Source organism: Paenibacillus sp. QJM3NY_38, assembly GCF_056173265.1.
In genome coordinates this window covers 3,345,934-3,369,753 of the sequence record NZ_CM149665.1, presented here as the reverse complement: position 1 = coordinate 3,369,753, position 23,820 = coordinate 3,345,934, and the positions used below count along the sequence as shown (strand labels likewise).

The following is a 23,820-nucleotide window of genomic DNA, read 5'->3' as shown; positions in this document are numbered from 1 at the left end:
GGCATTCACGCCAACACTTCCTCTCGGGATATTTTCTCATGATTGAACATTAACAATATAGTAGAAGCAATTTAACGATCTCGATTTACCATGTAATTTAATAAATGCTTGAGAAACGCCGTATTGCGCGGCATCTCCTGCAGCGCCTCCATAGCCAGGCAATAATGCTCCCACATTTCCCGACTGGCGCCTTCCTGACCCAAGATGCTCACAAAGGTCGATGTATTATTCTCCGCATCCTGTCCTCCGGGTTTCCCGAGCTGCTCCATATCGCCCTGCACATCAAGTAAATCATCCTGAATCTGAAAGGCAATGCCCGCATGGTAGGCGAATTTCTTCAATGTCGCAATTTCGGTCTCCTTCACCTGAGCGAGGATGGCAGGCATAACGAGAGATGCCTCGAAGGCAATGCCCGTCTTGTAATAACATACCGTATTCAGTTCCTCCAAAGACAAAGCCTTCCCTTTTGAATGCAAATCCATCGCCTGGCCCGAACACATATCTCCCGCTCGCTGAGACGAATATTGAATGAGCTTTAATACCGTCTGGGGATCAAACCCTTCAAGGGACGATTGTTCTTCGATAGCCTTCTGAATCAGGAACAAACCGGTGATTTCCGCCGTGGCGCTATCATGAACCCGATGCAGGGTCGGTCGTCCTCTACGGGTAGAGGCGTTATCCTGAGACGGCAGATCATCGAATATCAAGGAAGCGGTGTGCATGTATTCAAGCGACCTTAGCAGCGGCACGATGGCGGAAGCTTGCAGACCGTATTCGTTGACGGCCATGACCCAAGTCAAGATAGGTCTTAGACGTTTGCCGTCCCCTTCGAGCGTATAATTGGCGGCGTCAATCAGCGACTCTTTCATGGGTGGAATGTCAAGTGGCTTCGCGATTTGCAAGCAGTTGTTTATCTCGTTTCGAACGGTTTTAATGGTATCGATAAAATAATCCTTTTCCTTCCGCTCGTTCCGGAGCACCGTAACCATCTGGTCCCGCAGCAACTTATCGAAGAAATCCACCTGATCGGCTGTTCGAACCATTCGCTGGACAAGCCGATTGAATTCCGGGTTACCGGATGCAAAAATATCCATGATTTCGTTATATTTCTCAGTACCGACCCGTTCCTTACAACGCTTCAGGCCATTAATGGCCCGGTCCAGCATCACCTCTCGCGTCTTGGCGTCCGAATGATACACCTCATGTATCAGATGGGAAATAACCGCCCAGTACATTTCAAAAGGATTGATAAGATCCGTACGCTGACCGCGATATTTTAAATAGTACGTATACGGGGTTACCGCTCCGTCTTCCATATCCTGAAACATATCGGCAAAATCATCGGCCAGCTGGTTGTAGATACCGTAGAAGAAGGTCCGGTCCTCAAAGCCTTCATCCGCCGAAGCGCTGATAACGGAACGGACGATTAAGCGGGAGGACGATGATTTCAGGATGATTGGCAGATATAATTCCTCGTTACTGTAATTGGGATTGCCCAGATCCTTAATGCGGTCAATATGCTGGGAATGAAAAAATACATTAGACTGCTCGAAAAAAGCATGCTGCGTTTCCGGACGTTGGTGTCCCTGAATATACTCAAATGCATCCCGAAGCTCCTTATGAACGAATCGAACGAGATCCATGTTCTTCCCGCTCCACTGCCCAAGCTCCGGTACCGTTCCGGTAAGGAGCGCCTGACGTATCATCTGGGAGTACTGTTCCTTCTCTTGAGCGTTAAGTACCCTTGAATCGAGCAGATCGTCTATAAAAGGATAGGTCAACCCATAGGAATATCCCAGCCGAATAGCATCATCAAGGCGGGCTGAGCGCTCCGCAGGCGATGTCTCGACATTCATATCCTCGATGACGTGCATAACAACGCCTACGATAATTTTAATCAATTTTCGTTGAGCTTGGTCCGCATCCATCTCCTCCGGGATATGGGTCGCCACGAGCTTCAGTTTGTTAATGACCCAAATCACGGCATTCTCGATGCCTTCCTTCTGGGCCCATCGGTACAGCCCGGCCAAACTCATGTAATCCGGCGTACCTTCACCGTTCCTATTGGTAGGGCGAAGCAGAAGTTTTTTGGTATCTTGGGCAACGCGCCGAATTCGGGCCTTCGTGTCAGGCGAATCCAGGTCCATCCCCAGGTCTCTCATATAAATATAGGAAATGCTTCGATCCAAGTAATTATCCAATTCACCTGTATAATGAAGCCAGCCGACATATTTATGATAATCCCGGCTATCCGGTTTCTTCTTTCCGCGCGATAAAAAAGACAGCCATGAAGGACGATGAATATGCTTCCTTTTCCATATTAGAATGTCCTCTGTCAGGATCGGCACATAACTCTTTTCCTTAACCTGTACATAAAGTGATGCAAAATACTGAGCTGCCTTCTGCTCAGCCCGCCGATATCCCGTATCGGCATAGTCTGTATACGCCACATTCATATGATGGAATCCCTCAACTTCTTTAAGTGTTTAACATGTACCCATGTTTATAACCTATATACGTAGAAGTTTCAATCGGGTTACATTTCAGTTTCAGCGTTGAAACGAATCGAGGCCCTGAATCCAGAGGTCCATGGCTTCCGTCACTTCGATCAACTGCTCTGCTGGGGTTAAGGAAGCTTCGTTGTCTCCCTTTTGGAAACCGTAAGAACCGAATTGTCCGTGATTGCCGCCCGCAATATCCACGTATGTCGTATCGTCCGGCAGATTCTTTCTTGCAGCTTCCCACTCGGTTCGATCAAGAACGCCATCCTGCGTACCGGTGATTTGAATCGCGGACATATTCAACCCGTTGAGCTTGCCTCCATCATCCGCGTAGGATGCCATGAAGTAAACCCCGTCAATGACATCCGCATGTTCAGAAGCATATCTCGCAGCAAAAACACCGCCTAAGGAATGCCCGCCAATGACATAACGTCTGTCTTGATGCTCCGATATGAAGGAATCCGCCTTATTCTGTCCGAAGAAGGCGAGATTCAAAGGCATGGATGCAATGTATACGCGGTGCCCCTTCTCCGCCATTCTCTTGGCAAAAGGCGCATAACTTTCGGGCTCCACCAATCCATCCGGATAAAAAATAATGTCGGGCTGGATCGCCTCCCCGCCCACCGGCTCGAAACGATAGCCGTCCTTGAGGTGTTCGACAACTACTTTCGTATCACTTAGAAACACCGCTTTCGCTTCATCGAGCGGTTTGTAAGTAAGAGAATCCAGTAGGACACTTGCTGCTACGGTAATAATGACTAATATAGACAAGGTCCATATGACAATCCTGAGCCCTCTCTTGCTCCTCGGTTTATTGGTTTGTTTCATTTCCATCACGGTCCCTTCCATCCAGGTATGTCGATCATTTAATTATACCGCAGGGTTAATTAAAATCCTATCGATCCGTTCAGATGGATCTTACCTCGATTCATAACAAAAGAAGGCTGCCGTTTGGATCAGCAGCCTTGAATCCCCCTTGTATTATGAACCGGATCGTACAAACCGGAACCAGCCAAAATCAAACTGGCTTCCCGGCAGGAAGATGAATGTCACCTTCTGTTTGCCGTTCACAAGCTCCAGATCGAACACTTGCTCTTCGTATCCATCTGTTTGCGTAAATTCAACAAGCTGATTGCTTTCTCCCGCCGAATTGGCAAACCGGATATGAATCGTGTTCTTATCTATGGCCGAGCGCCCGTACACAATCAGTTTTGAAGTGCCTGCTTCTGAGAAATCCATTAGGTCAAACTCGAGGGAAACATTATTTCCTATACCTTCAACAGCCTGGTCATCCATAATCGTAAAGGTATCTCCGTAGATTCGATCACCATCTGCAGCATAATTCTGCTCGAAGGCACGTTTCCCCGCTTGAAAATAAAACCCTTTGATGTGCACCTTCTGGCGCAGGACAAAGCATATCGACGTGATGCCGCGCAGCTTCTTGGACAACTGGTAGGTCTCTTCCTGATACACGTTCCACTTGGACTCTTTCTGATAAATGCAGTCGGCCAGCAAGGAGCTGCCCTCCTCACCAGGCATGCCTTCCCAGATTTGCAGCGAGTACGCTTCGCTTGAGAGTGCAAATATCGGAATGGTGATCGTATCGGAGCCATGGGGACCGAAATCGATGTCCCGAAATCCGACTTGCGTCTCGCCGTCTCTGCTCGTAGCTACGCCTCTTTCGTTCCCGTTCCCCACATCACCTTGACTGTAATCATACAGTCCTGCGGAAATGAAGGAGTATGGGTCTTTGTAGGCCGCACCCAAACCGTCAACTTGAAATTCAAGCTGGGAGATGAGCTTGGTTTTATCCGTCCCGTTCCGACTCGTACATCTCAAACGAAACTCACCGTCCCCAAGAGCAGTTACGATGGCTTCATGACCATTGGCTTCCACACTGGCGATATTGGATTCGATGCCGGCATCATTCACGACAGCCCATTCGACCTCTTGATATGAGGTTTCCGGCGGATGTAACTTGGCATGCACCACCATTTGCCGATTGGACGGATGAAATGATTGACCTCCTTCGCTGATCAGTTCAATCTTGCGAAGCGGAAGCTCGAGCATGTTCCCCGTGAGGCACGGCCCCTCTTCGTTATTCATGCATGCCGATATGCCCTTTATCATTTCATCCTGCGCCGGGATGGATGTCAAATGTAGGCATCGGCTCTTCAAACCATTGGAAGACACTTCGATTCGAATTGGGCCAGGCTCCAGTGTGGCTCCGATGATTGCCATCAGCTTGCCGCTGAACAATCTTCGGCTCCGGCCTTTGTACGGATCGTAATCCGTGCTGTCTCCGTTATCGAGTCCAAGCAACCGCCCGGCACCTGTCACATGCACTTCCACCCGATTATTCGCGTTCTCGACGGTATGGCCGTCCTCATCCTCCATCGCAATTTCCAGGAAGATGAGGTCTGTTCCATCGGCTGTTAATTCTTCTTTATCCGGGCACAAAACAATACGCTTGGCATTGCCAAAAGAGGTTCTTGTATCCTCAGCCACGATACGGCCAGCTTCGTCATAAGCGATCGCTTTCAATTCGCCTTTTGCATAAGGAATCTTCCACCAACCCACCAGTTCTCTTCCGTGTGCATGATCAATATCATGCTTACCGATGCTTTCCCCATTAAGCTGCAGCTCGACGCTTGGCGCATTGGAACAGATGCGAACATCGATCATTTGGCCGTCGTTGAAATCCCAATATGGCAGCAGATGCACCATGGGTTTCGTTTTGTGATCCGTCCAGGCTGCTTGATAGATATAATAAGAATCCTTCTTGAAGGTTGCCGTATCGATCTGTCCGAAATAAGAGTTTTTGGTATGATACGGCGTAGGTTCTCCAATATAATCGAATCCGGTCCATATAAACTGTCCCAGCGAGAAGGGCATATCTCGCTCTGCCAGAATGCAGGCCTCCGCCGATTTCGCCCCCCAACTGGTCGAGCTGTTTCCAAGGGAGGAACACTGCTCGTCGTCATCGGCCAGAATGGACTTTTCAAACGGGAAATGATAGATGCCTCGGCTCTGTACGACCGATGCGGTCTCGCTGCCATAGATGATCCAATCCGGATGTGCCTGATGATGCTTCTCGTAATACTTCTCGGCATAGTTATAACCTGCCACCTTTACGATATCGGCACATAACTGAGCGTTCTCCCAAGGCATATAATTCGATCCGATGGTAACGCTTGCATTTTGCTTGGGATCGTATCGCTGGACCTCTGCCATCAGCATTCTTGTTATTTCCTGACCCCTCTCATCCGCATGGGTATCATATATTTCATTCCCGATACTCCACATGATAAGGGACGGATGGTTCCGATCCCGTTTGACCCAGCTCTTCACGTCGCGCTGGACCCAATCCGGGAAGAACCTTGCATAATCATAAGGGGTTTTCGGCCGTTCCCACATATCAAAGGCTTCCGATACGATCAGCAGCCCCATTTCATCCGCAAGATCCATCCATTCCTTGGCAGGCATATTGTGAGCGGCGCGGATCGCATTAACCCCCATATCTTTCAGAATAGCAAACCTTCTGGCTAAAGCCGTTTTGTTAAACGCTGCACCCAGAGCTCCGAGATCATGATGCTCGCATACACCGTTCAGTTTCAGTTTGCTGCCATTCAGGAGGAATCCCTGATTCGGATCAAGCTGGATATGGCGGAATCCCACGTTGTGCGATACCGATTCTACAATTTCATCGTACGGGTCGTACCGGTCTGTCGGAAGATCCAATCCAGTCACCCGCATCTCGGTAACCAACTGATACAGATGAGGTTCATCCGGGCTCCACAGCCATGGACGCTCAACAGCTAGAGTTTGTGTATTCGTCATATTGCCAATGCTGCTAGCGTTGACGTGATCGGACACTTCTGCGATCCTCTGACCACCCTTCAGGAGCGTGTGATTGATGACCACATCATCTGCGATATTCATTTCTGTGTCGACTTCGACCAACCATCCATTTTCCTGACATGTTGTTGATATATAAATGCCGTCAGTTGCGATATGGTTCGCTTCCCTTATCTTTAACCACACATTACGATAGATGCCCGCGCCCGAATACCACCGGCTGTTCGGACTTTGAAACACAACCTTCACGACGATGTCATTCTCCCCTTCTGCCAGGAAATCCGTGATTTCGTGTTCAAAGGAGGAATAGCCATACTTCCATTCACCCACGCAATGACCATTGACATAGACGGAAGAATCCATATACACCCCGTCAAAACATAGCAGAACCTGAGCTCCTTCGCCATTCCACGACCATTGCTTCCGGTACCAGCCCATGCTGTTTTCATATAAATTCTCCGTGTTATAAATAAGCCAATCATGGGGAATGTCCACGGGTTGGAAATTAAGATTTGCCGAATCCGTATGGTCAAGACTGCTTTTTGCAAATGTCCATCCATCATTAAATAATGTTTTTTTGTTCATGGGTGGGCTCACCTTCTTCATTTATTTAATTGATCCAAGTTGGCACACTCTGAAGCCAGTCTATCCAACTATATCAGGATGTTTTATCATTTGAGCCCGCTTTTATGTAAGTTCTAAAGTTTTCAAAGGATATTCTTTAATCCTCCTATTCTGTTCACCCATACAAAAAAGGAGCCCCTTGACCGCAGCAAACGTCAGAGCTCCTTGCTTATTATGATATAGCTATAAAAAAGGGATCAAGCAAACTCGATCTCCTCGTTAGCGCCGAGTATCAGTGCAAGTACCCTGTCTCCACTTCATCCAAGACTTTTCGTGCTTGTTCAATCCACATCTCGTCCACCGAAGCGTCAGGGTCGATCGGAGCCTGGAATTGATCAAAGAGTGCTCCTAATAAACGAGGTGCTGCATGCTTGTCGGTTCCCGTATTGTATATATGTCTAAATACGAATGGACGGCCGAGCTTTATCGTAGCATGACAACCGCCGCATTCGCCATCCAGGCTGCCTTTGGTGACCAGAAAAGGGATCCGAAGCCACACCATCCGCTCCTGATCCAAGCGCCTGTCCAGATAACCATGCTTATAATCCCAATTGCCGGCTAACGTAAACTCATGTTTACATAGATAGGTATCTATATTCACAAAACGGTCTTCGATATTCTCCAATCTCGATTCCAAATTAATCATGTCGCCCACCTTATGTTTTTAGTCCTAGGATGGACTTGAATTCCAAACGGTATACGGGAATGGTTTTCGAAATCATGATGTTCATCATTATAAACAGTGACACTAGGCCATATAAAAGCCAAAAACACAACTTTCTTCCTGAGTAGTTAGCCTTAATCTTGTTCAAATTCATATAATTTATATAATTTAGTTATATTTTTCCAAATATATCATAGTTCCTTTTAAACCGATCATTTGTTCGATGTATTGCTTGCCACCTGTCCCGTAAGAACAAGGTCTCATCTTTTTTTGAGGCATCAATGCTATAATAACCCCGTTTACTAAATAGAGAATACGTGGAGTTCTCGCAGAGAAACGGAGGGAAAGCATGAAAGTAAAAGGTTACCCGATGCTTGCCGGCCTGTTGGCTGTCATGCTTCTGGTGGGGCTTCAAACCCCGGCTTATGGAGAAAATGCTACAACAAAAGCAACTTGGATCTGGCAGACGGATCTGATTCAGGATGGCGGCGAAGAACTGCTTGATTTTTCCCGCGAAGAAGGAATTAATCTAATCTTCCTACAGATTGATCGTCAAATGCCGTTCGAAGTTTACGAGGCATTTATACAGCGTGCGCATGAGAGTCAAATTGCTGTGCATGCTTTAGGAGGAGATCCAAGATGGGCCCTCACCGAACATCGGGAGGATATGCTCGGACTCGCCGATTGGGTGATCAACTATAACGGCAAGGTTTCGGCCGGCGCCCGATTTGACGGCATTCATCTTGATATAGAGCCGTATGTACTTGCCCAGTGGGAGGATGAGCAGGACAACATCATCAGCACCTGGGAACAAAATCTTATGGTGTTCCTGAATCAAGTATCCGGGAGCGACCTGGAGCTCGGAATTGACATCCCCTTCTGGTTTGATCAATACACTTTGGGGAATGGAGCCGGTCTGAATGAATGGCTGATCGGTACATTTGACCATGTTACCGTGATGGCCTATCGGAACGAAGTAGAATCCGAGCATGGCATTCTGGAGCTGACGCGAGATGAGCTTGAGCTTGCCAACAGGCTTGGTAAGCAGATTCTTATCGGGGTTAACACGAAGGAAATGCCGGGTGAGCCTCACACCAGCTTTTATGGACATGGTAAGGAAAGAATGAACGCGAAATTGGAGCATCTGTCCAGTGCGCTCGGTTCATATGCTTCCTTTGCCGGGATCGCTATCCACGATATTCGCAACTGGCAAAACATGTCTAATGATGGGAGCGTGCCGCCAGACGATAAGGACCCTACTTCCCCATCACCGGCCCCCGATCCCAATCCTGAACCGGGAGAGGGCGATCGCGTGCCCGATGCGGATCCCGTTACACGGGACTCTATCGTAAGAGGCACATATATTTGGGAAGCCCATGAAGTAATTCAAAACAGTCAGGAAATTCTTGATTTTGCGAAAGAGAAAAACTTGAACTGGCTGTATGTAAGGCTGGACCTGGAGCAACCGTACAGTTCGTACTCGTCGTTTGTTAAACAAGCGGCTGCAGCCGGAATCGAGGTCCATGCCATGGGTGGTCATCCGATATGGGCACTTGAGGAGAACCGGCCCAGAATGATGCGATTGGTCAATTATGTGAAGAACTACAATCGTGCTGTGGAAGGCAATGAGCGTTTTCATGGCATTCATTTGGACATTGAGCCTTATGTGCTGCCTGCATGGAGGGAAAATTCGCAGCAGGTTATTTCCGAATGGACCGCGAATCTGGATGCTTTTGTTACGGAATTGAAAAAAGATTCCAATCTGGAAGCAAGCATGGATATGGCCGTGTGGCTGGATAAATACAAAGTTACCGGGCAAGATATGTCCCTCAGCAAGTGGATGATCAACCGAATGGACCATGTTTCTCTCATGGCCTTCCGTGATGCAGCGGAAGGATCGAACGGGATTGTCGCCGTAGCTAAGGAAGAGATCGCATTTGCCGATGAGCTGGGCAAACCGATCAAGATTTCCGTAGAGATCAAAGCCAGCCATGAAGGCGATCATATTACCTTCTATGAAGAAGGAGCAGCTTACATGGAGGAAGAGCTGGCCAAGCTGCCTGATTTATTGAAGGATTCACCTTCCTTTACCGGTAGCGTGGTGCATGCGTATGCTTACTGGAAAAATGCCAAGCCTTAAAGAGGTAAGAAACGAAATAACCCCATCGCTCTCGAATGAGCAATGGGGTTATTTTATTCTCTGGGCTCGCTTCACGGTACGCTCGGTAGACTCATAGAATAGACATATAGGCTAATAAAAAAGCCTGATATCTCAGGCTTCATCATATACGCATATTGATCGATATAAGGTTTTCCCGTGGTCACGAGGCCCGCCGTCTCTTTTCAAACAAATGCTCGCCCCTGAGCCACATATGATACAAATACTCAAAGCTTCCCGCAAGAACCGCAATCAGCAGGACCTCCGAGAAATCGATTGTCCAGTTTGCAACTCCACCGATGATCCACAGCATCACGAATACTAAGCCGGCATCCGCAATCGTTGCCATCATATTGCTGGTTCGGGGCAGAATATATAAATCCCCCACCAAATAAGCGACGATGCCAATTCCTAATGCCGTCAAGATAGCGCCTGTGAACGAAGCATCAGTAAGCGCAACCAGCAGTGCCGTAATCAAGACTCCATGCACCAACAACTTAACAAGCAGTTTCATAAGCGATACACTCCTTTTGCGGTAGTGTATCCCTTTTGCGTTTTTTTACTCCTGCCCATGGTCCCTAATACCAATGGGAAACCATCACTCCTATTGGGCCCTGTTCCGTTCCAGTTTGATTTCAAGAACCGTGCCTTGGCCAACCGTGCTATGAACCTGAACATTCCCTCCATGCGCGATCACAATGTCATGCGTAATCGCCATGCCAAGACCTGATCCCTTATGGAGTTCTCCCGTATTGGTCCCACGGTAATAGCGATCGAAGATTCTTCCAAGCTCCTCCTGCTTAATGCCCTTTCCATTGTCCTCTATCCGAATCAGGATATGCTCATCATACTTCTCAACCCGGACCTTGATCGAAATATCCTCACGGTTATGAACAATTGCATTATAGATCAGATTGCTGATCGCTCGGCGTATCAGAATATCGTCAACCTCGAGTTTAATAACCTCATGACTGCTGCTAAAATCAATGTCCCGGTTGGCATACCTGGGGTCATTGAGGGTATCGATGACGACATTGCGTACCAGGCTTACGATGTTTGCATTTTTCTTATTCAACGTCAGCTCTTTATTCCTCAAGCGGGTCGACAGATTCAAGTCCTCGATCACGTCTCGCAAATATTTGGACTTTCCTTCGATGATCCCGGCGTAATCACGTATTTCATCCATGGAAAACTGATATTCCGTGTCCTTGATCATCTCCGCATAGCCTTGAATCGAAGCAAGAGGCGTTTTGATGTCATGCGAGATATTCCCGATCCACTCTTCCTTCATCGCATCCAATTTCTTTCTTTTCTTCTCGCTTGATTTCAGCTCTTCCGACAAAAGATTGATATTGGCAAACACGTCCTTATAAATCCCCTTAGGTTGATGATAGACGTTATAATCACGACCAGCTAAACGCTTAATGCTGTCGATTAAGATAAACATGGGTTTGGTCAGCCGCTTGCTGAAGATATAAGCGATGCATAAGGCGATAAATCCATCAACAATGATGATAGAAACACTAAAGACCTTAAACATTTGAGCAAAGTTCCGGGAATCGAAGGTTAACACTTGTCGCTCCAGGTATGGAGTCGTAAATCCAACCAAGTAACTGTAACGATGCTCGAAACCCTTCTTTTCGCCAACGAAAACGGTGGACAGTACTTCCTTTTCGACATACTTATAAATTTGCACGATATCGATGGGGGCGTACTTCGTTTTGGCCTCCTCAGGAGCAAGATAACGGTAGATTTCACCGCCATCCTCATCCAGAATTTGAACCCACGCTTGATTCTTCTCCAGAATCTCCTTGCCCTTCTCGCTTATCGAAACACCCGATCCGGTTATTACGATATGTTCCTGGAAGGATCGGGATATCGATTCCGCTGAGGTTTGCCTATTTAAGATTGGGAGATCCTCATTCACCGATTGTAGAATGAATAAACCGATAACCACGACGATGTTCATAATAATAACGATGACGACGATAAGAACCACGGAGACCAAATACCTGCCTGTCAGCTTCCACTTCATCCCTTATTCATCCTCTACGACAAGCTTATACCCAAGGCCTTTTACCGTGAGGAGATACCGGGGATTGGAAGGGTCATCTTCTATTTTCTCCCGCAGCCTCCGGATGTGAACCATCACGGTATTATCAAAACCGAAGAATTCCTCACCCCAGACCTGATCATATAAACTTTCCTTGCTGATGATCTGACCCGGATGTTTAAGCAGCAGCGTGAGCAATCCCAACTCTTTCGGTTTTAGCGGAATGACTTTGCCGTTCTTCTTCAGCTCTACCTTCTCTTCATCCAATTCAAAGGGGCCTTTCTTCATCACGCGCTTCGGTTTGTCCTCATGCTCAATAATATCCGGTCTCCGAAACCGGGCTTTGATCCGGTAAGCCACTTCCTTGGGACTAAATGGCTTGGTAATGTAATCGTCGCCGCCGATGGCGAATCCCAGGATTTTATCGATTTCTTCCGTCTTGGCCGATAAGAAGAATATCGGAACATTGGAGACGCTGCGAATTTTCTTGCATACTTCGTATCCTTCTCCGTCCGGGAGCATGATATCCAGAATAACAAGATTAGGCTGCCATTTCTGGAATTCAACCCATGCTGCTTCCGCTGTTCCTGCAGTATACACCTGATCGATGCCTTCCTTGATCAGCACGGTTTGAAGAAGCCTGACAATATCCGTCTCATCATCAACGACAAGTACCTTTTGATCAAACATCAATACGTTCACCCCCTGCTATAACCAACATTTTTCCCACCTGCCAGGCTGCTATTCAACAGAGCATGGCTCGGGAAGGGAACATACGTAATGCTTACTCCTCCGCAAAAAACTTCGATAGCGGATTCTCCTCTGATTTATCTAACACCACCTTGCCCTTCTTGTCCATCACATAGTACTGATAAAAAGTGCTCGTGAATCCGAGAGATTCCTGCATTTTCGCCATGTACGTCTCCAAGGCCTTGTCCTCTACATGATCTCCATTCCAGAAGTAGTGCAGCATCAAGCGATTTTGATTGAATGGATGCTTAATCGCATACGCTCCGGAAGCACCTGGTTGATTCATGGTATCCTTCCAGGCAAAGCCCATTTTGTTTGCCCGCTCGATGATACCGGATTTCAGTGCCTGGATCACCCCATTCGATTTACCGTTGCCAATCACGATCAGATTACTTGTCCCCAGTTCTTTCTTCAATTTCTTTTTCAATACCTGGCGATCCCGAATAATGTCATATTTCACTCCGCTGATATCAAAGAGCATCGTGAGCTGGTTCACCATGGCTTCTTGCTGCTTACGTGCTGGACTGCTTACTTGGTCACTCAGAACGATCGATAACGGCTCTCCCTGGAGGGCCTTCTCCATGATGCGGCTCATCGTTTCGTAGGGCAGGTCTGGAATTTGGTTTAAGGATGTTTGATACAGCAATTGAAACTGATCATGCATATAAGCTGTTTTCTCTTCTTCTGACAGTTGGTATTCAGGCTTAAGTACAAAGCCCGGTTCGTATAGAGCCGTGGCCATTTCGTTACGGGCCTCTTTTCCCAGCACATCTTCAATCGTTTGGAGAAGTCCCTCGATTGTGGCATTTTTGTATACATAGCGTTTGAAATATTCCCTCATAAACTGATCGAACTTTACTTCGCCAACGGACCGGTACAATTGGTAAATCGCTTGGCGGCCTTTATCGTAATAAACCGGACTAGCCATATCCCCCACCTCGTCATTGTTCGACGCAATGGCAAGTTCCATTGGGGAAACGTCAAATTGAATGGATCTAAAGCCGTTCAACTTATCCCCCTGCTTCTCGGCAAAATACACCTTGGAAAAATCGGCAAAACCTTCGTCCAGGAAAGATTCGTTCTCCGAATCGTTCCCGATCAGAGCGTGAAACCACTGATGTGCGATTTCATGAACGAATACCGTGTCTTGCTCCGGATCAGCCTGGCTCTGAACCTGTCCCATTTGGATGACCCGTGAATATTCGATAGCCACGCCCTCCACGTAAGACTCGACGATTCGGAATTCCGGATATGGATAAGCGCCGTATTTATCACCAAAAAATTCAATGGCTTTAAATGCCTGATCGATATACCGATCAATGACCTGTTTCTTTCCCGGTTCGTTATCAAAATAAAAATATTCGATCGTCAAGCCGTCGCGGGTAACACTGTCCACTTTGAAATTGGGACTGGCAAAAAATACGAATTCCCTTGTATTGTTGGAAACAGCGGAAACAACCTTACGGCCGGGTTCCACGTCATTCCGTGTCGTTATCGTGCCTGGCATCGCCACCTGATAACCAGCGGGAACGTTAAACTCTACTTCATAATCTGCAGAATTATAATAATCGGTTTCGAATGTTGGACTGTAAGGAGTTGTGTCCCATTGATGCTTCTCCTCATCATAGACCGACATGACCGGAAACCAGTGAGCGCCATTCACGATATCCTGGTAATACGATAAGCGTTGCGAACCATACGGAATGTTCAGCGAGAAGTCCATATGTACCGTGATTGTTGCGCCTGGTTTCAAGGGCTCCTTCAATTGAATAGTCAAAGCCTGATCTTTATTATCGAACTCGAGAGCTTGGCTGTTAGCGTTCACTCCTTGAATATCAATACCTCCGAGAAAATCTTCCGGCTTCTTCTCCGGATGATTCTTGCTGATTTCTTCGTTCGATCGTTTAAACATGGACGTCTGTGTCGATTTCGAACGGTTGGCATCGGCATAGGTATGGAATACCAGTTGATTCAACGTATCCTGACTCGTGTTACGATAGGTAACCATGCTGCTTCCCTGCAAGGTCATATTCTTCTCGTTCAGTCTCGCCTGAATATGATATTGAATCGGCGCATGCGCTTCAACGCTGGCTGAGATTTGCGAAATGGCAGCAGGGGAAACGGCTTTTGCCGATGCATGCCCCGCACTGATGAGCGGGCATGCAGTCAATGTCAAAACAAGCGAGCTAATGATAGCCTTCTTCGATAGGTTCGTCGTTCTTTCTTTTATATGAGTCACGTTATTCTCTCCCTCTGATATCGTCCTTATTTTCCTAACGGTTCAAGTTTCATCTTGGCTTTTTCCGGAATTTCGTTTGCCTGTACCTCTTGATAGGAACTGACACCCTTTTCTTTAACGTATAAACGCAAGAACGCTTGCTTTCGCAGCTCTTTGTTTGCCCTAAAGGTTAACGTCTTCGCGTTCCCTTCTTTGTCGAACCCCTCCAGGTTGTACTCGTAGTAGATGTACTTCTCCCCGTTATCCGCTTTGTCTTCCACTCGGTTTCCATCTTGGATTTGTACATAATATGATTCTGTTCCGAGGCGATTGATGTTTACATTTTGAATGAATACAACAAATCCAATGAGGATGGCGACAAGAATGCCGCCGAAGATCAACGTTTTTTTCATGACTGTACTCCTTTATGATTGGTTATTTTGTTTTGGTTACGATTTTATAGTAGGACCTAACGGTAACAACGTAATAGATCAAATAAACACAGGTGTAGACGGCCATACAGATTACGACCGGAATCACAAGATTCATATGCAGAAGCCTGGACAACGCAGAAAGTGCGACAGCGCAGTGCGCAATGCCGGCAGCGAGCGGCAAAGCAAAGATGAACAGCACTTGCTGGGCAATGCTCTTTTTAACCTCACGCCGATTTACGCCGATTTTGTATAATATCTGATATCTTGCCTTGTCCGAATTGGCCTCTGTCAATTGCTTGAAGTAAATGATGCTGCCTGTCGCCGTCAGGAACACAAGTCCCAGGAATCCTCCCATAAAAATCAACAGGCCTGACGATTCCATTCCTCTCGCATAATCATGATAATAGCTGGCGAATGAGGCGCTTTCCGGTAAGATGCCTTCCAGATCCTCCGTCAACTGCTTCGCTTTATCTTGATTCGATATGCCGTAAGCCTCCAGCAAAATCGTGTTAGTCTGTTTCTGCAAGTGCGTAAACAGTTCGTCGCTTACGACCACTGTAGAATAGACCGTCCCCATATTTAGCACGCTGAATTTCTTCAATCCCTTAAAGGTAATTTGCTGCTCCTGCTTGTCTGGTTTGAGCGTGACCGTAGAACCCACATACGTCGGTGAAATTCCTTCGTAATAGGCCGGGTCCAAGGCAACGGCCTCTTCTCCGCTTAAAGTGATGGTGTCTTTCCGGCCCTGCACCTTCGCCAGCTCGTTAAAATCATGCTCGGAGATGACGCTGAAAGTTTGGATATCTTGCGAAAATGCATCGTTCAGCCCTCTGACATCAGCGTCCACTTCAAGGACAGGGACGGACACATGATATAACAGCTCGTGATGTGCAGCTGAGCCGATCCGCTCGTCTGCGCGTTTGGTCACGCTGCTGTCATGGGAGATCCACATCATGCTGTTCGGGTTCGCTTGCTGGGCGCTGCTTGCATTGCTGTAATAAAAGCTGTAAGCCGTCCCAACAGCAGTAAGGGTTGTCGCGCTAAGTACAGCAATGATGGTGAGCGTTCGGGCGTTGCCTTTGATTCGATATAGAAGCTGGGAGACCCCGATCATGTTCATCCCGTTCCAGAATCTGCTCTTGTTGTTTCTGGACAATTTCAACAACGTAACGGTCAGAGTACTGAACAGCAGATACGTTCCGACAATCACGGTCATCAGGATGACGAGCGGCGTTAACATGAATCCCAGCGCCGCCCAAGCCTTGGATTGCAGCAGATTTTGCAGAGCAAGCCAATATCCGGTGCCTATGAATACCAGAGACAATATAGCGGTGATCCATGAAGCCTTCGGTTCCCGTTCTCCCTCTTGATCCGCATGAAACAATTCAATCAATTTGAACCGGTAGATCAATCGGTAACCCTGCAGCGATGTGATAAGCGTAATGATCATGAATACGATGGTGGTATTGATGATGGCCGCAGGCGATATCGAGAAATTCGACACCGCATCATATCCCATAACTTTCATTAACAGGGATACAAAGAATCTCGTCAGCACGGAGCCTAGAACCATCCCGGCTAGTAGAGCTAGCACACCCATCAGAAAGTTTTCATAAAATAACATCCGGCCGATTTGTTTCTTCCGCACACCGAGCAATGAATACAATCCGACTTCTTTCTTGCGCTTGCGGGTAAAGAAGGAATTGGAATACCAAATGAATATAGCCACGAAGATGATCAGCACGACAGCGGCACCGCTAAAGGCTGAACTGATTTTTGTCGATCCCTCCGCTGCGGACTGAATGGCAGTATCATATTTTAATGAAACAAAAGTGAAGTAAATGACGATACTAAAAATCATCGAAGCAAAATACAAAAAGTAATTGGTGAAATTTTTACGGATATTTTTTCTGGCTATGCTAAACAGTGTCATCGTGCTCACCCCCAAGTGCAGCCAGCACCTCCAGAATCTGATCAAAAAACACCTTGCGAAGTTGGTCTTCTCTATGAAGCTCCTGGTAAAGCTGTCCGTCTTTTATAAAAATGACGCGTTTGCAGTAGCTCGCAGCATAAGCATCGTGAGTGACCATCATGATGGTGGAATGATCGATCTCATTCAGTTTCTTTAAACTTTGCAGCAAGCTGGTTGCCGACTTGGAATCCAGCGCCCCTGTCGGCTCATCCGCCAATATGAGGCTTGGATTGGCGACAATGGCGCGCGAGGCCGCGGTACGCTGCTTCTGACCACCCGAGATGTGATAAGGATATTTGTTCAAGATATCGCGAATGCCAAACGTATCGGCAATCGCGTTAACCCGTTTCTCAATCTCGTCTGCAGGCACCTTGGACAACGCCAGTGGAAGCAAAATATTTTCTTTGACCGTGAGTGTGTCCAGCAGGTTGTAGTCCTGAAATATAAAGCCGAGCTGATTCCGGCGAAAATCCGATAGCTGCTCCTCGTTCATCGACACGATATGCTGTCCGGCAATGGTAATATCGCCTGCCGACGGTGTATCGATCGTCGAGAAAATATTCAGCAGCGTGGATTTGCCTGCCCCGGATGGTCCCATAATCCCGACAAACTCGCCTTCCTGAATCTCAAGATTAATATCGTGCAATGCCGTATATTGATTTCCTTGATTACCGAATGTTTTTTCTACATGTTTTGCTTGTAATATGGTTGTCATATCGCGTTCCCCTTCAAGTTGTCGTTAGTTAAGCACAGATGTAATTATAAAAGGCGAACCTTACACGATTTTTATACGAACCTTACATAAAGCTTAACAAACTTGCTCAGTACACAAACACGAGCATGGCTTACTCAGAACAAAACAAAAACCCGCAGCATGGACACGGCCATGGCGGGCTTATAAGGTGTTTAACACCAAGAAAGGGGTTTGACAGATGAGGCCAACCGAAATCGAAGCCATCCGACGGCAGCTTCCCGGCTGGCTGGAAGCCAGTTTACCATGTGTCAGCAGAGGCAAAGTCGCCGCCTACATCCCAGAGCTGTCCAAAGCTCCGCATGCTGCTCTGGGCATCACCCTTCTGAACACTATGGGCGAATCCGCCACAGCCGGGGACTGCGGGCTGCGCTTTACGATGCAGAGCATCTCCAAAGTGTTTACGCTAATATTAGCCCTGATGGACAATGGAGAGGATGCCGTCTTCAGCAAGGTTGGCATGGAGCCGACCGGAGACAACTTTAATTCCATGCTGAAGCTGGAGTTAGTAAGGCCCGGCATTCCCTTCAATCCGATGATTAACGCAGGCGCGATAACCGTTTCTTCCTTAATTCACGGAGACAGCCCGAGCGAGAAATCCGACCGAATTCTTCAGTTTCTTCAAGAGCTATCCGGCAACGCTGGTTTGGAATACGACTTGGGCGTTTACCGTTCAGAATCGGAAACCGGGAATCTGAATCGTTCCATAGCATTCTTTTTGAAGGAAAACGGGGTTCTCAGCGGAGATGTTGAAGAGGTGTTAGAGGTGTATTTTCGGCACTGCTCCATCGCTGTGAATTGCGCCGATCTAGCCAGAATGGCATTAGTGCTGGCCTGCAGCGGTACGGATCCGCTTACCGGCAAAGCACTCATACCTAGAAGGTATGTTCAAATCGCCAGGACGTTCATGACGACGTGCGGCATGTACAACGCATCAGGAGAATTCGCCATTCAGGTAGGGTTGCCCGCCAAGAGCGGCGTTTCAGGGGGCATTTTAACTTTTGTGCCGGGACGTTATGGAATCGGTGTGCTGGGACCCGCACTGAATGACAAGGGCAACAGCTATGCCGGCGTACATTTGCTGCAGACCATATCCCGAGAGATGAACTGGAGTATCTTTTAATAACCAAAATCCCCCTGGAGCCGTTACAGCTTCAGGGGGATTGATTCCGCCGTATATATTCTGATGATAGCGCTTCGTTTGCTAAGCGGGGAATGCTCCCACCCCGTTTGGAATAGTCCCGGTTATCCTATTTCCTGAAGAACAGTCGTCCAATCCGGTCCGCAAATTCCTGCATATTCACACTGGATGGGTCTAGACGGTAATACCCGTTCTTCACGGCCTCCAACACCCAGAGTGGTAACTTTTTGCCCTCAAGCAGCGGATATACGTTGTCGTAAGCCCACACGAGATGCTCCCAGCGTTTATCGTTTCCATCCTGAATATACTCCGATACATCGAGTACCTTCCCTCTCCCTTCCTGCAGCAGTACATTCTTCAAATGAATATCCCGCGGGTTTAAGCCCTTGCTGCGCACAAAGGAGCGTGCTGCTTCAACATCATCGATGACCTGCCTCGGAACGGGCATACCATAGAGCAAACAGTCGTACAGAGTGAATCCGGATTCATGGCTGATCGCCACGTAACGCTCACCTGCTCCATAAAATACAGGAAAATAGGGGCTTCCCACCAACTCTTGATAGACCTTAATCTCCGCTTCCTTCTTAGGCTGCGCCTCCGCAGCATACAGTTTAAACGCATAAGCCGGCAAAGGTTCGTATACGAATACTGCAGCATCCGTACCAATTCCGATGCAGCGCAGGTCATCCGATTCGCCTTCAATCGTTACAGGGTCGTTCTCTCCGTTCTTGAAAACTTCCATGCAAGCCAGTGCGGTCTCTGCCTGCTTCCAATGTTCGTGATTCATGGGCCACCTCATTTGGTGTTACTGGACTTAGATCAGTATGATCGTACCACACTCCCGCCACAAAAAAAATATTTGCATGCTGTGCCTGATCCTGACCACAAAAAAACCGCGAGAGCTTCTCGCGGTTTCATGCTTGCTGCCTGCCTGTGATTACTCCGGCTTCACGAAATAACCAATACCAGCGGCATATTCAATCATTTTTTCAAATAACAGCTGGTCTGGTAAAGCGCATTTTACCCCTGTGTGCTTGAGGAATTCCGAGGTTTGCGGACAAGTATACCGGTAGATGGAATTCTTGGCTCCGTCGCCTTCGAATTGCGCCATCGCCAGCTCAAGGCCTTCCTTATCCTTCGGCTGCTGAGGATCCAATAACCATGCCTCGTATTCCTTCCAGTCCATCACCGAAATGTCATATCCATAGGCTTTGAAATGCTCCACCATCTCCTCATAAGGAACGGCAACCGGGTTGCAGATATGGAACACCCGCCCGACCGTTTCCTGCTGAAGCAGCAGTGCGGTAATGGCTTCCCCGGCATAGTTAATCGGCGTAATATCTACTTCCCATCTCACACCGGGCGCTTTCTTCAACAGCAGCATCGCTTTCAGCATGCGGTAAAACGCGTTGTTATCGATGTTTTTCTGGAAAATTCCATTCTCCGAGTTACAGGACAAATTCCCCACGCGATAAACCGATGATGGAATGCCTCGATCTGAACCGGCTTTAATGACCAGCTTCTCTGCCTCCAGCTTGCTGTTCGTATAGACATTCTCAATGGACGACTCTTCATATCCCGTTCCGGCAACGATGGCATCCCACTGACCGCCCAGTGCCAAATCTTCAGGGATCCCAAGCGTAGAAATAAAGTGAAAGCGGATATGCGGTCTTCTCTGAGCCAAAGCCAACAAACGGTCCGTACTCTCCACATTAACTCTCGCAAAATAGTCGGAATCGCCAAAATGCTTCACTTCGGCTCCGCAATGAATGATGGAATCGATGCGCGTTTCAATCATGGCACGGTCTTCAACTCCGAGCCCTAGATATTCCTGCTCCAAGTCGCCCTGAATCGCAATCACCCTTTTGTCCATTCGAGACTTGACCTCTTCGCCAAAATATCCGGTCATGATCTGCTCAAGGCGGGCATAGGGCTCCATCTGCTTTGTTGGTCGAACCAGACAGTATACGGTAGCGGTCGATTGTTTGAGCAGTTCATACAGCAGATGTGACCCCAAATATCCCGTGGCGCCTGTCAGCAAAATATGCTGCTGGTGATAGATGGGTTGTTCCGAACCATCGTTGATCGGGAAAGAGATCGGATACTCAGCCAAATCCTGAATAGGAAGATCCCTATCTTCTAATTGATCGGCTGGGATGGTTACTTGCCCCATTTCCTCTACTCGCTCCGCTAATTTTGCAATCGTCGGATACACAAAGAAATCATTGATCTTCAACTGTGGGTACTGCGGCTTAAGGAGCACCAGAATCTCCAGTATTTTCAGCGAATACCCGCCGATATCGAAGAAATCGTTGTGGATGCCGATCTTGGTTTGTCCAAGTGCTTGTTCCCAAGCCGCAGCAACATTCCGCTGAATATCGTTAACCGGTGCCTCGTAGTGGGAGTCATCCTCTTCCATCTCCATCGACAATTCGTACATTGCCAGCTTCTTACGGTCGATCTTACCGGTCGGGGATAGCGGCATTTCTTCCACGAAACACATGTATTTAGGAACCATGTAACCAGGTACTTTCTGACCTAAAAACTGCACCAAATCCTTAGCGGAAGCTGCCTGTCCATCATGGGTTGTATAGAATGCCGCTAACATTTTGGTTCCGTCCTCGTCCATTCTCGGAATAACCGCGATGTCCTTTACTTGTTCGTGCTTCGCCAGATTGTCTTCGATCTCCCCAATCTCGATCCGGAAGCCTCTGATCTTCACCTGCGAATCTTTACGTCCCCGGTATTCCACTTGTCCGTTCGGCAGCAGACGAACCAAGTCTCCGGAACGGTAGTATTGTTTTCCGGATTCCGGTGTTATCGGATCCAGAATGAAGGCTTCTTTTGTTTTCTCCGGCTGATTCAGATACCCTTTGGCTACGCCGACCGAGCAGATCAGCAGCTCTCCGGTTACGCAAGTTGGACATAACTCATTATGTTCATTCACAATATACAATTCATAGTTGGCAAAAGGCGTCCCGATATACACGGTGGCCAGATCGTCCGGAACCGGATAATCCACGACATGACCTGTTGCTACAACCGTTGTTTCCGTTGGGCCGTATAGATTCACGATTGGAATCTGCAGCTTTTTCTGGAACATCCGAACGGTTTCTCCGGCCAGCGCTTCCCCTCCGACGACGATCGTCTTGATATTCCGGTATTTATGTGTGTCTTCCACAGGCAAATACGCTGCCAATTGATTAAAAAACACCGTAGGCAATATGGCGACACGGGTTGCCTTGGTTTCTGCTACGGCCTCCGTAAAGGCGTCTATGGAGAAACGCTGTTCATCGGTAAGAAGATGCAGTCGTGAACCGCATGCCAACGATCCGAATATATCGTATACGGAAGCATCAAAGCTGAATGTGGAATATTGAAGAATGATATCCTGTTCACTCATCTGTAAATTCTCTTGATTGGCAAGTGCCAAATTCACGACGCCTTGATGGGCGATTAAGGCCCCTTTCGGTTTGCCCGTCGAACCGGAGGTATAGATAATGTATGCCAAATCATCGCCTTCAACGCGGACGCCACAGGCTTCATCCGAGTACGAAAGGAATTGTTCATCCAGACAGAAGTACGCTGGCTTCGGTTGAAAACCAGCCAGGAGTCCATCCAGCTTGGCTGTAAAGTCCTGATGCGTCAGAATGATCGCCGATTGGGTATCCTCGATAATATAGGCATTTCTTTCGTCTGGATGTGATGGATCCAGCGGGATATAGGCTCCGCCGGCCTTGAGCACACCGAGCATACTGACAATCGTATCCAGGCCCCTCTTCATAAATATCGAGACGAATTGGCCTTTACGCAGTCCCTTGTCTATAAGCATATGTGAAATTTGGTTTGACAACCGGTCAAGCTGCTCATACGATACTTGCTCATGACCTGTCGATAGCGCGATTCGCTTCGGAAATTTCTCCACAATGGAAGCAAGCATCGACACAATGGTAGGATCCTTCGGGAGCTCCTTCTTCGTGTCATTGAGTATCGAGTACGCGTTCTTATCCTCTTCTGTCAGCATAGGCAAACGGCTAACCGGAACATCCATATGTTCAAGAGCCGCCTTTGCGAGCAGCTCAAAATGCCTGCTGAATTTTTCGATGGTTTCTTCTCGATACAATGGTTGGGCATAGGATACATAGAGTGTCCACTCGTCCTTCTTCTCCTCCTGAACCATCCAGTTCAGCCAGCTGGAACTATAAGCATAACCATTCCCATTATGGCCATAGACCGTTTGGAGCGAGAGCGGTTGACCGGTGAATCCTTCTATATCTTCAAGCGAAAAGCTGCTTATTTCAATGTGCTCCATTTTGCCGAGAATTTGCTCATAGATCTGTGCGAATGAGTCGTTGCCGCTTAAGTTAACTCTCAGCGGAAGGAGATTGCCCTTTTCATTGTTCACGCCAATCAGTAAATCGGTATCGTGAGTCATTCGGTATAGAAACACCACATAGCTTGTGAGCATCCACACCTTCATGTCATATAAATCGCGGAACCGCTTGATTTTACCGGTTTCGATATGAAGCTTCAACGTCGTGCGATCAAGCTCTTGCTCCTGAAGATGCGCTGGACCATCGGTGTACAGATAGAATCCCGGTAAAGGTAGCTGCAGTTCATTCAACCAATATTCTTTGCCTTGTTCGATCATCAATGTTGTATTCAAAGGTTTCAGCTCCATCTTTTTTTCTCTACT

Annotated in this window: 15 protein-coding genes; 2 read left to right on the top strand and 13 right to left on the bottom strand. The window is 47.6% G+C overall.

The genetic code is table 11. The annotated features are described in order from the left end of the window. Positions 1-71: 71 nt before the first annotated feature. From AC0VZ8_RS15675 to AC0VZ8_RS15660, 4 genes are all read right to left on the bottom strand, one after another. Complete coding sequence (locus AC0VZ8_RS15675; RefSeq protein ID WP_475487460.1) at positions 72-2,456, bottom strand: polyprenyl synthetase family protein; 2,385 nt, start codon at positions 2,454-2,456, stop codon at positions 72-74. Positions 2,457-2,549: 93 nt separating this feature from the next. After that, a complete protein-coding gene (locus AC0VZ8_RS15670) occupies positions 2,550-3,335 on the bottom strand; it encodes an alpha/beta hydrolase (protein ID WP_475487459.1) in 786 nt (261 codons plus the stop codon). Positions 3,336-3,482: 147 nt separating this feature from the next. Beyond that, complete coding sequence (locus tag AC0VZ8_RS15665; protein WP_475487458.1) at positions 3,483-6,944, bottom strand: glycoside hydrolase family 2 TIM barrel-domain containing protein; 3,462 nt, start codon at positions 6,942-6,944, stop codon at positions 3,483-3,485. A gap of 271 nt (positions 6,945-7,215) precedes the next feature. Further along, positions 7,216-7,629 carry a YugN-like family protein gene (locus AC0VZ8_RS15660; RefSeq protein ID WP_113058021.1) on the bottom strand — a complete coding sequence of 138 codons (414 nt, stop codon included), beginning with the start codon at positions 7,627-7,629 and terminating at the stop codon, positions 7,216-7,218. Positions 7,630-7,996: 367 nt separating this feature from the next. Between AC0VZ8_RS15660 and AC0VZ8_RS15655 the strand changes: the two genes are divergently transcribed. Then, on the top strand, positions 7,997-9,787 hold the full coding sequence (locus AC0VZ8_RS15655) for a hypothetical protein (protein WP_260067369.1): 1,791 nt from the start codon (positions 7,997-7,999) through the stop codon (positions 9,785-9,787). Between the two features lie 181 nt (positions 9,788-9,968). On the opposite strand, the gene AC0VZ8_RS15650 is transcribed toward AC0VZ8_RS15655, so the two are convergent. The 7 genes from AC0VZ8_RS15650 to AC0VZ8_RS15620 all read right to left on the bottom strand — a co-directional run bounded on the left by AC0VZ8_RS15650 (position 9,969) and on the right by AC0VZ8_RS15620 (position 17,947). Beyond that, positions 9,969-10,319: a DUF2512 family protein gene (locus tag AC0VZ8_RS15650; RefSeq protein ID WP_071224065.1), complete on the bottom strand. Its 351-nt coding sequence runs from the start codon at positions 10,317-10,319 to the stop codon at positions 9,969-9,971. 90 nt (positions 10,320-10,409) lie between these two features. Beyond that, positions 10,410-11,840 (bottom strand): sensor histidine kinase, encoded by a 1,431-nt coding sequence (locus AC0VZ8_RS15645; RefSeq protein ID WP_475487457.1) that lies wholly within the window; start codon positions 11,838-11,840, stop codon positions 10,410-10,412. A 3-nt stretch (positions 11,841-11,843) separates the two neighbouring features. Then, positions 11,844-12,548, bottom strand: a complete 705-nt coding sequence (locus tag AC0VZ8_RS15640) for a response regulator transcription factor (protein ID WP_475487695.1) — start codon at positions 12,546-12,548, stop codon at positions 11,844-11,846. 94 nt (positions 12,549-12,642) lie between these two features. Continuing rightward, on the bottom strand, positions 12,643-14,847 hold the full coding sequence (locus tag AC0VZ8_RS15635) for a M1 family metallopeptidase (RefSeq protein WP_475487456.1): 2,205 nt from the start codon (positions 14,845-14,847) through the stop codon (positions 12,643-12,645). 26 nt (positions 14,848-14,873) lie between these two features. Continuing rightward, positions 14,874-15,239, bottom strand: a complete 366-nt coding sequence (locus AC0VZ8_RS15630; RefSeq protein WP_475487455.1) for a YxeA family protein — start codon at positions 15,237-15,239, stop codon at positions 14,874-14,876. Between the two features lie 22 nt (positions 15,240-15,261). Then, on the bottom strand, positions 15,262-17,193 hold the full coding sequence (locus AC0VZ8_RS15625) for an ABC transporter permease (RefSeq protein ID WP_475487454.1): 1,932 nt from the start codon (positions 17,191-17,193) through the stop codon (positions 15,262-15,264). Next, a complete protein-coding gene (locus tag AC0VZ8_RS15620; RefSeq protein WP_071224078.1) occupies positions 17,180-17,947 on the bottom strand; it encodes an ABC transporter ATP-binding protein in 768 nt (255 codons plus the stop codon). The genes AC0VZ8_RS15625 and AC0VZ8_RS15620 overlap by 14 nt, the downstream gene beginning before the upstream one ends. Before the next feature lie 217 nt (positions 17,948-18,164). On the opposite strand from AC0VZ8_RS15620, the gene glsA reads away from it, so the two are divergent. Next, a complete protein-coding gene (gene glsA, locus AC0VZ8_RS15615) occupies positions 18,165-19,106 on the top strand; it encodes a glutaminase A (protein WP_475487453.1) in 942 nt (313 codons plus the stop codon). A gap of 127 nt (positions 19,107-19,233) precedes the next feature. Here the strand turns inward: glsA and AC0VZ8_RS15610 are convergent, their stop codons facing one another. After that, entirely contained in the window at positions 19,234-19,911 is a 678-nt protein-coding gene (locus AC0VZ8_RS15610; protein ID WP_071224082.1) for a serine/threonine protein kinase, read from the bottom strand. 150 nt (positions 19,912-20,061) lie between these two features. Continuing rightward, positions 20,062-23,790 (bottom strand): non-ribosomal peptide synthetase family protein, encoded by a 3,729-nt coding sequence (locus tag AC0VZ8_RS15605; RefSeq protein ID WP_475487452.1) that lies wholly within the window; start codon positions 23,788-23,790, stop codon positions 20,062-20,064. Positions 23,791-23,820 lie beyond the last annotated feature (30 nt).

Coding starts and splice junctions, on each gene's coding strand:
- AC0VZ8_RS15650 (WP_071224065.1), bottom strand. CDS start 10,319: ATGAAACTGCTTGTTAAGTTGTTGGTGCATGGAGTCTTGATTACGGCA.
- AC0VZ8_RS15645 (WP_475487457.1), bottom strand. CDS start 11,840: ATGAAGTGGAAGCTGACAGGCAGGTATTTGGTCTCCGTGGTTCTTATC.
- AC0VZ8_RS15660 (WP_113058021.1), bottom strand. CDS start 7,629: ATGATTAATTTGGAATCGAGATTGGAGAATATCGAAGACCGTTTTGTG.
- AC0VZ8_RS15620 (WP_071224078.1), bottom strand. CDS start 17,947: ATGACAACCATATTACAAGCAAAACATGTAGAAAAAACATTCGGTAAT.
- AC0VZ8_RS15675 (WP_475487460.1), bottom strand. CDS start 2,456: ATGAATGTGGCGTATACAGACTATGCCGATACGGGATATCGGCGGGCT.
- AC0VZ8_RS15625 (WP_475487454.1), bottom strand. CDS start 17,193: ATGACACTGTTTAGCATAGCCAGAAAAAATATCCGTAAAAATTTCACC.
- AC0VZ8_RS15670 (WP_475487459.1), bottom strand. CDS start 3,335: ATGGAAATGAAACAAACCAATAAACCGAGGAGCAAGAGAGGGCTCAGG.
- AC0VZ8_RS15610 (WP_071224082.1), bottom strand. CDS start 19,911: ATGAATCACGAACATTGGAAGCAGGCAGAGACCGCACTGGCTTGCATG.
- AC0VZ8_RS15665 (WP_475487458.1), bottom strand. CDS start 6,944: ATGAACAAAAAAACATTATTTAATGATGGATGGACATTTGCAAAAAGC.
- AC0VZ8_RS15655 (WP_260067369.1), top strand. CDS start 7,997: ATGAAAGTAAAAGGTTACCCGATGCTTGCCGGCCTGTTGGCTGTCATG.
- AC0VZ8_RS15630 (WP_475487455.1), bottom strand. CDS start 15,239: ATGAAAAAAACGTTGATCTTCGGCGGCATTCTTGTCGCCATCCTCATT.
- AC0VZ8_RS15640 (WP_475487695.1), bottom strand. CDS start 12,548: ATGTTTGATCAAAAGGTACTTGTCGTTGATGATGAGACGGATATTGTC.
- glsA (WP_475487453.1), top strand. CDS start 18,165: ATGAGGCCAACCGAAATCGAAGCCATCCGACGGCAGCTTCCCGGCTGG.